The organism is Paenibacillus sp. DMB5 (genome assembly GCF_001517085.1).
GTDB lineage: Bacteria > Bacillota > Bacilli > Paenibacillales > Paenibacillaceae > Paenibacillus_AQ.
Map to the genome: position 1 here is coordinate 25286 of NZ_LRAC01000013.1, position 13457 is coordinate 38742.

The following is a 13457-nucleotide window of genomic DNA, read 5'->3' on the forward strand; positions in this document are numbered from 1 at the left end:
GTCCCTGGCAGGCTCCTTTGCCTTTTTCTCATCATTATCCACAATCATTGCCTCCTTTCTCTAGCGCTCTCTTAACCCTCGGTGCGCATCGGAACAAGCAGAAGCTCCAGCTTCCCCTGATCCACATTCAGTCTTCCTTCCACCGTCTCGTATTCCTTGCCGCCGACCACAAGGTAATTCACATGCTCCAGGGCGGTAATCATGTTCATGCTCCATACCCGCTCCTCAATGACACGCAGGTCACCTTCAGGCAGCTTTTCAAACAAAATAACACTCATTCCATTATCCACTAAATTACACTTCCTTCCTGTTAACTATTACGCTTCTGATACGCAAATATCCTCTTTTCGTTTCATCTTCCAGGATCTGCGCACAGCTTTCGGCCGGAAGAAAAATAGCCGAACCGCAGCGCATATGGCAATGCGGGCAACTCAGCTACATAAAGCACCAGACCATGAAATTTAGCTAAAAGGCATTCTGAACCCAGCTGTCCATTATACTGCCCGGACCGATGCCCAGATCATTCTGCAGAAGCATTTTATAATGGTCATAATGGCTCCGGAATCCGGGAAAATCGCCTAGTGCGGCATAACTCCGCAAGGCCAGACGGCAGATATCCTCCGAATAGGGGTCCACCTCCTGCAGTGCGGACAACCGGGCAAGCGCCTGCCGCGGACGATCCGTATCCAGTTCATATTCAGCCGACCGCAGCGACATCTGAATATAATTGGCCTGCAGCTCCTTGCGCTTTGCCTCTGCCCAGCCGTAGTGATGCTCGGCCAGATAATCCCCGCGGTATAATGACAGCACGGCCTCCCGGCGCTCCCAGTCCTGCTCGTCCTTAACGGCACCGCCCTGCCAGCCCTGAACGAACCGCTCCACATCGAGCGGAGCATTACCGGTGACCAGACGGTAGCGTTCCTGTGAAAATTCCACCGTGACCTCCATCCCCCACGTCTTGAGCAGCTTGCGAATGTGGTACACCGTTGTATGCAGATTGGTTACCGCCTTTTCCGGCTTGAAATCCGGCCAGACAAGATCCACAATCATGTCCTTCAGCACCCATTGCCCGCGGTAGTGAAGCATCAGCGCCAGCACCTCCTGCGCTTTGCTGGTCCGCCAAAGCGTTTTTCTGCCGGCATCGTTCCTGTCCATGAATTCCAGCCGCTTGAAGCAGAGAATCCACGGGTTATCGGCCTGTTCCGCGGCGGCCGGCTGAGGAGCGGCCTGCTCCTCACGGCTGACCAGCCGCTCCAGTGTTTTGTTCAGCCGCTGTGCCGTGACCGGCTTCAGCAGATAATCCGCCGCATTCAGCTCAAAGGCATCAATCGCATAGTCACTGTATGCTGTGATATAGACAATCCGGATATTGCGGTCCACCTTCATAATATGCTCGGCCGCCTCCAGGCCGTTCATTTCCGGCATTCCGATATCCAGGAAGATGATATCGGCCTTCTCCTGCTCCAGATGCTGCAGCCCCAGCCTTGCCGAGGTATATTTGCCGGCAACCTGCAGCCGTCCGTCTTTCGCAAGGAGCCGTTCAAGATGCTGCAGCGCGGGTTTTTCGTCATCTATTAATATTGCCCTCATAAGCCAGGTTCACCTCTTGTCAGGTCATTCGAGCACCGGTCCGGTCCGAGGAATAGCATAGGAAATCCGGGTTCCGGTGCCAGGCTCGCTTTCTATTATCAGTCCGGTACCATAAATCTTGAGCAGCCGCCGCTGGATATTTCTCAGGCCGATTCCGCCTTCAGTGCGTTCTTCAGACAGAACCTCGCCGATCCGCTCCGGGGACATGCCGATACCGTTATCCGTTACGGCTACCACCAGCTGGCGCGGCAGCAGACGGATCGACAGCGTGACAGTTCCGCCGGCTTCCTTCTTCATCAGCCCATGGTTCACGGCATTTTCCACAATCGGCTGAATGCTCAGCGGAGGAACCAGTTCCCGGATCGGGTCCGGAAGATCAAATTCGATATTCAGCCTGTCATCGAATCTCGCCTTCTCCAGGGCCAGATAGGAACGGACCAGCTCAAGCTCCTTTTCAATCGGCACGGTCTGCCCGCGGTTCTGAAAATCAAAGCTGCTGCGCAGATACATGCTGAGATCCAGCAGCAGATCCGTGGCCTTGTCCGGATCATCAGGGCATACGGAGATAATGGCATTAAGCGCGTTATACAAAAAATGCGGCTTGATCTGCGCCTGCAAAAAAGCGATTTCCGTCTCCACGGACTTGCGGATCAGCTTGCGCATATCGAGCAGCGTCTGCACCCGGGCCCGGAATTCCCTCAGCTCCACCGGCTGGATCAGGTAGTCGTTGGCCCCTGCTTCAAAGATAGCCTGAATATCCTCCGCACGGGTTCCTGCAGCCAGAACGAGAATCGGCAGCTCGGACAGGATGAACCGCTCCCGGATGGCCTGGCACAGAACCAGTCCCGGCATTTCCGGTATCGCCCAGTCCATAATAACAAGGTCGATTTCCGGCTGCTCCTGCATCAGCAGCAGCGCCTCCGGACCGCTGACTGCCGTAATAACCAGATGACCCTCCAGCCGCAGGGCATTGGAGAGCACCTGGAGGTTAACCGGATCATTATCAACGACCAGGATGGTGCAGCATTCCGCGTCCTGCAGCAGCGCCGGTTCATCCGCCTTCTGCTCGGAGGATGCGGCGGTTTCCCAGCCGGTAACCTCCAGATAATCGTCATTGAAGAGCACTGCCCGCTCCTCCATCACCGGCAGGGTGAAGCGGAATACAGTCCCCTGGCCAAGGGTAGACTCTCCTTCAATCGTCCCGCCGTTAAGCTCTACAAGCTTTTGGGTAATGCTGAGGCCCAGCCCGTTTTCACGGTACAGCTTCTGGGCTGAGGCCCCTTGCGGATCATAGGCGTCAAAGATCGTCCGCAGCCGCTCCGGCGGCAGTCCCGATCCGTTATCAGCCACCTGAATAACCACATATTTCTTTTTAACCTCAGCGGATACAGTAATCACACCCTGCTGGGTATAATTCACAGCATTTGCCAGCAAATTGAACAGGATCTGCGCCAGCCGCTGTTCATCCGTCTCAAGCAGCGGCAGCGACTCCGGCAGCTCCAGGCGGAAGCTGAGCTTGGGATTGCCCGTAACATGACGGGTGACCTCCATTACAGAGGATGCGACACTGCGCAGGTCAACTGCCTGCCGCTGCAGAAACAGATCTCCGTGGTTCAGCTTGGCAAAATCAGCCATATCATTGATCAGGGCGGACAGCCTTTTCCCGGCCGATACAATTATCGACAGCTGTCCAGTCTGCTGGGCAGTCAATGTGCCTGCCGCCCCCTCTGCCATCGTCTGGGCAATATTGACGATCCCCTGCAGAGGATTTCGCAGCTCGCGTGAGGTGTCAGCCATGAAATCATCCTTCAGCCCGTCCAGTGTCTGCAGCCTGCGGGACAGCTGTTCCACTTCAAGGAAGGAAGCAGCGTATTGGCGGGTCATCAGAATAGCCTGAAAGAAGCCGAACAGGATAATTTCATAGGACAGCACATAGTAATGAAAAGGCATGCTGCTGAAGCTGACCAGATAAAAGATGATAACTACGCTTAGGCTCTCTATGCTGACCATCATCATAAACCTGTCTTTTCGGTTTTGCAGTGTACCTACAATCATAGAGTAAAGCACAAAGCTTATGGCAACAACGCCCCAGGTTAGCAGCAGCCCTTCCAGATAACTGAAATACTGTGCAGGAACGAACACGGCAATCAGCAGCAGCACTGCCGTAATCGCCCTTGATGCCCTCATAACCGCCTGAGGCATTGGATAATTGATTGAATTAGCCACATAACGGAGCAGGTAATAATAAACCAGTGTGGAGGATGCCAGCTGTAGCTTTAGTACAATTTCATAAGAAAGTCCGGGAAGTACGGTGGCAATGAGCTTTTCACCGTGCGTCAGAATATACACCAGGGCTGCGATGCTGAACAGGCCCAGGTACAGGGTAATCCCCCGGCTGGCCTTTACCTTGGAGAACATCAGCAGAAACAGGGCCAGGACAAAAAATCCGAATATGGTTGCCCCGTCGACAAACAAGGCGAACTCCCGGTGCTTCAGGATCGATACCTGGTCACCGATAATAATCGGCTGGATGATGCCCCCGGAAGAATAGTTATAGTTCGCCACCTGTACAATAATCTCCAGCCTGCTGCCGTCTACAGCGGCAAATCCCATATAAGGAATATTGTTGGCCTTGCTCTCGGAAGGAGAGGGTGCCGGCAACCCGCTGCCTCCAATCTCCTGGCCGTTCAGAAAAATCTTGCTGGCCATCCGGATATTAAGCGAACGCAAGCCGTATACGACTGACTTCCCGTCAGGAATCATGGCCTTCAGGCGGTATGTGGCATAGCCCTTAGCCTTACTGGTACCGTCATCTGCCAGATAGTCGTTCCATTTCTCCGGCACATTGATCATTGCGGATACTTCCGGAGCAGACCTCCCTGTACGGGCAGGCTGGAAATCGTCCGGCGCAAGCAGTTTGCCGCGGTAAAACTCCCACTCCCCGTTCAGCTCCAGAGCCCCGTCCTGCCGGAAATCCCAGTCCCGCAGATCGATTACGCCCTGCTTCGACACAGGCAGCACCTGGGAATCCGTTAAATTCTGAAGGATGGAGAACAGCGGCACGATGCAGACCAGCAGCAGGCTGGCCAGCACGCTCAGCCAGTACTTCCTCATACTCAGGGCTCCCTCCTACAATTCAAGCTTATAAAAATTTAATATTTTCCAAAAAATTATACATTGGAATTCTGTTATAAAAAAGAAAAAAACCGATCCCTTATATTTCGGAATCGGCGGCTAATCTTGTTATACTTCAAAACTGGTAACTTTTATTTCAATTCGGGCGCTGCAGCCGGTGCTGCCGCGCCGGCGTGATCCTGCGATCTGGAGAGGAAAATATTCAGGACAATCGCTGTCAGGGAACCGGAAACGATCCCGTTCTGCAGGAGCATTCTGGCAAACTCCGGCAGCTGGTCGAACATGGATGGCAGGACAGCCGAGCCGAGGCCGACGGCAATACTGCAGGCGGCAATCAGCAGATTCCCGTCCTTGCGCAGATCCACCTCGGACAGAATCGACATCCCTGAGGCGGCAACGGAACCGAACATAACAATCATTGCACCGCCCAGCACGGCATTGGGCACGACGGTTGTCAGCGCAGCCAGCTTGGGAAGAAGACCCAGCACCACCATAATCCCGCCCGCAGCAAAAATGACATTACGGGTCTTGACACGGGTCAGAGACAACAATCCGACATTCTGTGAAAATGCCGTATAAGGGAATGCATTGAAAAGTCCGCCCAGCATGATGGCCAGCCCTTCCGAGCGCAGGCCGTTTACAATCTGCCGGTCTTCTACTTTCTGGTCAGTAGCCTTGCCGACTGCAAAATATACGCCTGTCGATTCAACCATGGATACAATATTGACGATAATCATCGTGAAGATTGCCGTTACGCTGAACTGCGGCCAGCCGAAGTAGAAAGGCTGGGCAATGCTTACATAAGATGCGGTGCCGACAGAAGAGAAATCAACAATTCCCATAAAATATCCGATGGCTGTTCCAACGACAAGACCCACCAGTACGGAAACAGAACGCAGGAAGCCGGTTGCCAGACGGTTCACGGCAAGGATAACCAGCAGCGTAATCAAAGCTAGCAGCAGATTGCGCGGCTGTCCGAAGTCAGGGCTGCCCTGTCCGCCGGCCACATTGTTCATGGCAACAGGAATAAGTGAGAGTCCGATGATAGTCACCACAGATCCGGTAACGACTGTAGGAAAGAATTTCAGCAGTCTGCCATAGATAGGGGCCGCCAGTACAACGAACAGGCCGGATATAATGATTGCGCCATAGGCGGTCGCAAGATTTGAGCCTGAAGCAATGGCAATAATCGGGCTGACGGCAGTAAAGGTACAGCCCAGCACGACCGGTAGCCCGCTGCCGAAATACTTGCTGCCCATTACCTGAAGCAGTGTGGCCAGTCCGCAGGTAAACAGATCAGCCGCGATCAGATAGGCCATCTGCGCCGGGCTCAAATTCAGTGCGCCTCCGACGACCAGCGGTACAATAACAGCTCCGGCGTACATGGCCAGCACATGCTGCAGCCCCAGAGCGAAAATCTTTTGCTTGCTTAACATCCTGCACTCTCCTTAATCATCTCTTCATTTGCAATAAAATGAACTTCTCCCGGAGCCATGGACGAGATTCTTGCCAGCGCATGCACCGCAATGCCCCTCTTCTCCAGCAGGCTCCGCCCTTCCTGAAAGCTCTTTTCGATCACACAGCCGACACCCAGCAGCTGTGCGCCGGATTGCTCCACAATATCTGCCAGCCCTACCAGCGCTGCGCCGGTGGCAAGGAAATCATCGATAATCAGTACCCTGTCATCAGGTCCCAGATACTTCTGTGAGATGCTGATCCGGTAGTCCTCCTGGCGGGTGAAGGAGTGGACCGGAGCCGAATAGACGCTTTCGGACAAGGTTACAGCCTTCTTTTTCTTGGCATAAATAAAGGGGACCTTGTATGCAATCCCTGCAGCCATTGCGAACTGGATACCACTGGCTTCAACCGTCAATATTTTGGTAACCGGCAAATCACCGAACACTTCCCTGAACTCCTGTCCGATCTGCAGGGCAAGCCCCGTATCCACCTGATGATTCAGAAACGAATCCACCTTCAGCACGGTATCCGAGAGAATCAGGCCCTCTTCTCTAATGCGTTCCTCCAACACTTTCATAACGGCAGCTTCTCTCCTTCAATAGTTGTGGCAGCTGAGTGGACGGCAGAAACAAAAAAAGGACAGATTGACTTGAGCGTTTCTCTCAAGTGAATCTGTCCTTCTGGGTTTTTGTCCCTAAGCGGTGTAACACATCAGCAGTGTCCGCATCGCTTGGACCAGCCTTCTGTCAGCCGGACGGCAGACAGAAGCGGAACCCTAGATGCGCTATTTCACTCATAGTCGGATATTTACAGTGGTTATCCGGTAGAAACTTATGGGCCATATTCCCAAGATTATATGAGTTGTTATATGAATATCCGTAATTAAACCTTCGTATATCTTACACGCTCTGTACGATCCTTACAAGCCCCCATTTTTGAAAATCAGTCATTAATTTTGACAATTTTTCATGTAATTCATCCATTTTCATCCAAGCAGTAGGCAGCCGTTGATTTAGCGCTCCGCCCAGCCCGTATTGCTCACTCATTTTACGCCAGCGCATTAATGATATAGAAGTCCAAACGGGAAGGAACGATGCAGATGGCTAAGCAGAAAGACAGGATTGTAGTCATCATTCAAAAGGGAAAACGGCGCATTGTTACCCGCACGCCGCTTGCAGGAGTCGGCCGCCTGGTGTTTGTCATCAATAACCAGTATACTAATGCCGCGAATACTACACAGATTGCCAGCGGCGCAGGGCGCAGCAGCGCGGGCGGGAGCAACGCCGCCATCGCCTCCCCCTATACCCGCCAGCAGCAGAGCGTCGGCGCCGGAGGAGATGCTGTTAACCGGGGCAGCAAAGGAAAGGAATACCGGGGCCCCCATAATACTTCGCTCCCGCTGATTGCCGGGGGCAAGGAAATTGTCATCGTGGTTAACAACCAGACAGTGAAGCTGCCCAGAGGCAGCCGGAGCTCCTCTGCAACCCAGGTGGGCAGCGGAGGCGGCACGTACAGCACGGGCGGCACCAACTCAGCTATCGAGAGCCCGTATACAAGACAGCAGCAGGCGGTGGGCGGCGGTGCAGGCGGCCACGCCGTAAACCGGGGAGCTCCCGGCCGGAAACGGGCCGGCAGACGCTTCCGGTAAAGGGCACAAAAGCAGTTGTCATAAAAACGCCAGATAATCCGGCGAATTTTTGGTTAAACTGGCGTTTTCCCTGTGTTTCCTCTATCATCGCTTCTCTATTAAAAGTATAATTAATAAAACTAGCTAGATAAAGGCGGGCGAGCATGAAAATAAAACAACAGATTTGGTTAGCCACTGTTACTTCTATACTGCTGCTCAGCAGTATGATCACTATAGCAATGATCTATCTTGAAGGAGCACCTCTATACCTGGCCTTGGGGGCAGGTGTAGCAGGTGTTCTGCTCTGTGCCTACTTCATGGCACAGATTCACCGCAATGTAACGCAGGGCATTGAACAAATCAGGACAATATCCGAAGATATAGCCGGCGGCACACTCGATGCCTCGGGAATGAACACCCGCAGTGATGAATTCGGGCAGCTGGCCCAGTCCTTTTACCGCCTGGGTGTTGACCTGCATCATAAGACTGCCGAGGAACGCATTCTGCGCCTGAAGGCCGAGGATCAGGCCTGGATTAACACAGAGGTCTCGGAGATGGCACTGCGTCTTCAAGGCTCCGTACATCTGCAGACTGCAGCGCGCATCTTCATCTCACGGCTGGCCACAGCTGTCGGCGGAAGCTATGGCGCCATGTACATGCTGCAGCACGGCCGGCTGCAGTTCACAGCCGGCTATGCTTTTGATGAGGCCTCTGTAAGCCGTGAACCGTTCGCGCTCGGCAGCGGGCTGGTGGGCCAATGCGCGGTTGACAAGCAGATGATCATCCTGAACGATCTGCCGGAGCATTATGTAAGAGTGCACTCCGGACTGGGGGAAGCCCCTCCGTCGACACTGATTGTGCTTCCGGTTCTTTATGAGAATGACGTTGTCGCTGTAGTTGAACTGGCCACCTTGAAGGAGCTCGGCGACAAGGAGCGGCAGTTAATCGAGCGGACCGGCCAGAACATGGGGGTACTGATTAATACCCTGGCTGATGTTGCGCAGATTGAGGAGCTGCTTAACCACACCCAGCTGCAAAAAGAAGAGCTGGAAGCCCAGACGGAAGAGCTCCAGGCACAGACCCAGGAGCTTGAGGCACAGACTGAGGAGTTAATCGCCCAGACCGCGGAATTAGCCACCTCCAATCAGAATCTGCAGCACCAGATGGAGCTGACGGCACGCCAGAAAGAAGAGATTCAGGACCAGGCGGATGAGCTGCTGGCCCAAACCGAGGAGCTGGCGGCATCCAACAGCAGTCTGCAGGATCAGATGAAGCTGACCGCACAGCAGAAAGAGGAGATTCAGGCGCAGGCCGATGAACTCCTTGCACAGACCGAGGAACTGCAGGACCAGAAGGAAGAGCTCCAGGCCCAGGCACAGGAGCTGCTGGCCCAGACTGAGGAATTGGCTGCCTCCAATCAGAATCTGCAGCACCAGATGGAGCTGACTGCACGGCAGAAGTCGGAAATTGAAGCTCAGGCTGCCGAGCTGCGCGAGCAGATGGAAATCACCGCACGGCAGAAGGAAGAGATTCAGGAGCAGGCCGATGAGCTCCTTGCACAGACCAGAGAGCTGCAGGATCAGAAGGAGCAGCTCCAGGCGCAGGCACAGGAGCTTGAAGCGCAAACAGAGGAGCTGCAGGTCCAGACCGAAGAGCTCGCTGTCTCCAATAGCAGCCTGCTGCAGCAGATGGAGCTGACAGAGCAGCAGAAGGAAGAAATCAAGGTGCAGGCGGAAGAAATCTTCATGGCTGCACAGTATAAGTCTGAATTCCTGGCCAATGTATCCCATGAGCTGCGTACGCCGCTGAACAGCCTGCTGATTCTGTCACAGATTCTGGCCGAGAACAAAGAGGGCAATCTGGACGTCAAGCAGCTGGAATATGTGCACACCATCTTCTCGGCAGGTAAAGATCTGCTGCAGCTGATCGATGAAATTCTTGATTTGGCCAAGCTTGAAGTCGGTAAAATGACGCCTGTGCTGGAGCCGGTGCCGCTGCAGGATATCAGCAGCCATCTGTACCGCCGGTTTGACCAGCAGGCGAAGACCAAGCATCTGCGCTTTGACGTGCATTGCGACAGCAGACTGCCTGAGCATCTGCTGACCGACGGACACAGGCTGCAGCAGATTCTGAACAACCTGCTGTCCAATGCCCTTAAGTTTACGCCGGAGCATGGTTCCGTCTCCCTGTCGATCCGGACAAGCGGCAACGAGATCGTCTTCGCTGTCAGCGATACCGGCATTGGCATTCCCGCCTCCAAGCTGGAGAGTATCTTTGAGGCCTTCCAGCAGGCGGACGGAACCACCAGCCGCAAATACGGCGGCACAGGCCTCGGCCTGACCATCTGCCGCGAGCTGGCCGGCCTGCTGGGCGGAAGAATCGAAGTCGATTCCATCGAAGACAAGGGAAGTACCTTCTCGCTGATTCTGCCTGCAGAGCTGCCTGATGAGCTTGCCCTGTCCCAGGCTGCCTCCACCTTTGCTGCAGCAGCCAGCCAGGTGTATGAGCCGGATTCGGCTCCTGACGCCAAAGAGCATCCTTCATTCCGCGAATCCTTTGTTCCGGACATTTCGATTTCCAATCCGAAGCTTCTTCAGTATGCGGAGATGGATGATGACCGGAATAATCTTGAGAGCGGTGATACCCTGCTCCTGATCATTGAGGAGGATGCCGAGTTCGCCTCGATCCTGCTTGATCTTGCGCGGAGCAGAGGCTTCAAGGCCATTGTGGCTTTCCAGGGCGACCAGGGCCTTGCCCTCGCCCATGCCTACAAGCCGGATGCCATCCTGCTCGATCTGCATCTGCCGGTACTCGACGGCTGGGCCATTATCAGCCGGCTGAAGAGCCGTCCGGAGCTGCGCCATATTCCGGTCCATGTTATTTCCACTGCAGAAGAGAACCAGCAGAGCCTGGCGATGGGCGCCCTTTCCTTCTGGAAGAAGCCGAGTGACCAGGCAGAGCTGGAGACAGCTTTCCTGCAGATAGAGACCTATATCCGCCGTCCGGTGAAGAGCCTGCTAATCGTGGAGGACAACCAGGTGCTGCGCAGCAGTCTGGTGGAATTCATTGCCCATCCTGACGTGAGGGTGGTCGCCGTCGGCACCGGCCGCGAAGCCCTCGAGCAGCTGAGCAGCCATCATTTTGATTGCATGGTGCTTGATCTTGGATTGTCGGATATCAGCGGTTTCGATCTGATGGAGCAGATCAAGACCAACCGCAAGCTGCAGACACTGCCGGTCATCATCTATACAGGCAAGGATCTCAGCAAAACGGATGAGCAGCGCTTGAAGCATTATGCCGAGAGCATCGTAATCAAGAATGTGCGTTCGATGGAACGGCTTTATGATGAAACGGCATTGTACCTCCACCGCAGACATGCCGACCTGCCGCCGGATAAGCAGCAGCTGATCGAGAAGCTGCATAATCCGGAAGCGGCCTTTGCCGGCAAACAGATTCTGCTGGTCGACGATGACATGCGTAATATTTTTGCGTTATCCAGTGTGCTTGAGGGTTATAATATGGAGATAAGCTTTGCCCAGAACGGCCTGGAGGCGCTGGCGCACCTGGAGCAGCATCCGGAGACCCAGCTTGTGTTCATGGACATTATGATGCCGGAAATGGATGGATATGAGACGATGAAGCGGATCCGCGAGAACCCGGCTTATGATCATATCGTTATCATTGCCCTGACTGCCCGTGCGCTGGAGGAGGACCGGACCAAATGCCTGCAGGCCGGAGCCTCGGATTATATCTCCAAACCAATCAACACTACCCAGTTGGTTACTGTATTAAAGGTATGGTTAATCCAATAGCTCTAACTATTACTATCTGTCATTTTCATTCTAACTTGTCCGGGAGGAACTATGGATTATCCTGTTAATATTTTGATTGTAGATGATCGTCCCGATGAGTTTCTCTCTGTTCAAGCCCTGCTTGCGGATAAACCGTACCGGCTCGTTCATGCCACCTCGGGGATGGATGCCCTGAAGCACCTGCTGGAGCAGGAATTTGCCCTGATCATTATGGATGTCCTGATGCCCGATATGAATGGTTTTGAGACAGCCAAACGGATCAAGATGCGCAAAAAATCAAAAGATATTCCGATCATTTTTCTGACCTCGCTCACCTCGGAGCTGGAGAATTATATGATGGCCTACACGGCCGGAGCTATAGATTTCCTGACCAAGCCGTTTCATCCATTGGTGCTGAAGAGCAAGATAGACGGCTTTGTCCGCATGTTCCAGACCCGCAAGGAGCTGCAGCTCAAAACACAGGAGCTCGAGTCGGCCAATATCGTGCTCACCGAGCTGAAGGATACGGCCGAGGTAGCACTGCGGATCAAAAGCGGCTTTCTCGCCATGATGAGCCATGAGATCAGAACCCCGCTCAACGGGATTATCGCCATGTCTGATGTGCTGCGGACCTCGGATCTGTCATCAGATGATCTGGAGATGGCCGAAATTATCCATACCAGCGGTCATGCCCTGCTGTCGGTAATCAACCATATCCTGGACTTCACCAAGATTGAATCCGGCAAAATGGAGCTGGACTACGAGCTGTTCAACCTCCATTCCTGCCTAAAGGAAACGCTTGACCTGTTCAGGGCGCTGGCGATGGAACGCAGCCTGGCACTGGAGATGCTGATTGACCCCAACATTCCCGCCTTGCTGGTAGGAGACTCCAACCGCTTGAGACAGGTGCTTAACAACCTGATCGGGAATGCCATTAAATTTACCTCCAGCGGCAGTGTAAAGGTACATGCCCGTCTCAGACAGGCGATGGACGGCGTACTGCAGCTGGAATTCGTGGTTGAAGATACCGGTGTAGGGATTCCGGACGATAAAATGAAATATCTGTTCCAGCCGTTTACCCAGGTTGATGCAACCATTAACCGGAAATTCGGCGGGACCGGCCTTGGCTTGTCCATCTGTAAAATGCTCGTCGAGCTGATGGGAGGCACCATCTATGCCAGAACAGGCATGGAGCAGGGAGCAGCCTTTGTGTTCACCATTCAGGTCACGGAAGGCAGTCCGGATTAAGATCCTTTTTTCTCCCTTACAAATAAAACCGCAAGTCTCCGGGAAGGAGCACTTACGGTTTTTTTGATGTCATGATTCAGCTTATCCGCGGAATAACTACAGCTGTTCTATACCGGCCGGCTGGTCTTCCAGTTTCTTATGATTCAGCACATTGTCCTCCAGCACAGCGAATTTATCACCATACTCCCTGATAATATGCCGTTCACCCCAAGCGCACAGCGAATCGAGAATGGTGCGCAGCGACTGTCCGTATTCACTCAGCTCATATTCCACCTTGGGCGGCACCTGATTGTAGCTGATCCGGTTAACAATGCCGTCCTCCTCCAGCTCGCGGAGCTGCTGAGTGAGCATCTTTTGCGTAATGTTCGGCATATGCGCTTTAAATCGCTGGTCCGCAGCTTACCGTGGGTCAGATGGCAGAGAATCACGCATTTCCATTTGCCGCCGATCACCTCCAGCGTAGCTTCAACGGAAATATTATATTTTTTGGACATGGGGCCCTCCTGAAAGTTTTGTTAGCATAGCATCCTTGGGTAATTATCGGCAAAACTTGCTTCGGAAGCATATACTTCTTTTTATGTTATAGGTACTTTTTAGTACCTATAGTA

8 protein-coding genes, 1 pseudogene and 1 riboswitch are annotated in these 13457 nt (G+C 53.5%); of the genes and pseudogenes, 3 read left to right on the forward strand and 6 right to left on the reverse strand.

Annotated features, from left to right (window positions below; all coding sequences use genetic code 11):
* Positions 1 to 71: 71 nt before the first annotated feature.
* The 5 genes from AWJ19_RS03150 to AWJ19_RS03170 form a co-directional block, all read right to left on the reverse strand.
* On the reverse strand, positions 72 to 290 hold the full coding sequence (locus AWJ19_RS03150) for a hypothetical protein (RefSeq protein WP_198536456.1): 219 nt from the start codon (positions 288 to 290) through the stop codon (positions 72 to 74).
* A 175-nt stretch (positions 291 to 465) separates the two neighbouring features.
* Entirely contained in the window at positions 466 to 1590 is a 1125-nt protein-coding gene (locus AWJ19_RS03155; protein WP_068721468.1) for a response regulator, read from the reverse strand.
* A 24-nt stretch (positions 1591 to 1614) separates the two neighbouring features.
* Positions 1615 to 4704, reverse strand: coding sequence for an ATP-binding protein (locus AWJ19_RS03160; RefSeq protein WP_068721469.1), 3090 nt, complete (start codon positions 4702 to 4704; stop codon positions 1615 to 1617).
* Between the two features lie 152 nt (positions 4705 to 4856).
* The gene (locus tag AWJ19_RS03165; RefSeq protein ID WP_068721470.1) at positions 4857 to 6161 is read right to left on the reverse strand and encodes a nucleobase:cation symporter-2 family protein; all 1305 of its coding nucleotides are present in this window, start codon (positions 6159 to 6161) and stop codon (positions 4857 to 4859) included.
* Positions 6155 to 6760, reverse strand: coding sequence for a xanthine phosphoribosyltransferase (locus tag AWJ19_RS03170; RefSeq protein WP_068721472.1), 606 nt, complete (start codon positions 6758 to 6760; stop codon positions 6155 to 6157). Before AWJ19_RS03170 ends, AWJ19_RS03165 begins: the two co-directional genes overlap by 7 nt.
* Before the next feature lie 199 nt (positions 6761 to 6959).
* A riboswitch (purine riboswitch) is annotated at positions 6960 to 7063 on the reverse strand.
* 219 nt (positions 7064 to 7282) lie between these two features.
* Here AWJ19_RS03170 and AWJ19_RS03175 point away from each other — a divergent pair.
* The 3 genes from AWJ19_RS03175 to AWJ19_RS03185 all read left to right on the forward strand — a co-directional run bounded on the left by AWJ19_RS03175 (position 7283) and on the right by AWJ19_RS03185 (position 12849).
* Entirely contained in the window at positions 7283 to 7831 is a 549-nt protein-coding gene (locus tag AWJ19_RS03175) for a hypothetical protein (RefSeq protein ID WP_241781574.1), read from the forward strand.
* Between the two features lie 143 nt (positions 7832 to 7974).
* Positions 7975 to 11622 carry a response regulator gene (locus AWJ19_RS03180; protein WP_241781575.1) on the forward strand — a complete coding sequence of 1216 codons (3648 nt, stop codon included), beginning with the start codon at positions 7975 to 7977 and terminating at the stop codon, positions 11620 to 11622.
* 51 nt (positions 11623 to 11673) lie between these two features.
* Entirely contained in the window at positions 11674 to 12849 is a 1176-nt protein-coding gene (locus AWJ19_RS03185) for an ATP-binding protein (RefSeq protein WP_068721476.1), read from the forward strand.
* Positions 12850 to 12945: 96 nt separating this feature from the next.
* Here AWJ19_RS03185 and AWJ19_RS03190 read toward each other — a convergent pair.
* Positions 12946 to 13343 (reverse strand): annotated as a pseudogene (locus AWJ19_RS03190) (winged helix-turn-helix transcriptional regulator).
* Positions 13344 to 13457 lie beyond the last annotated feature (114 nt).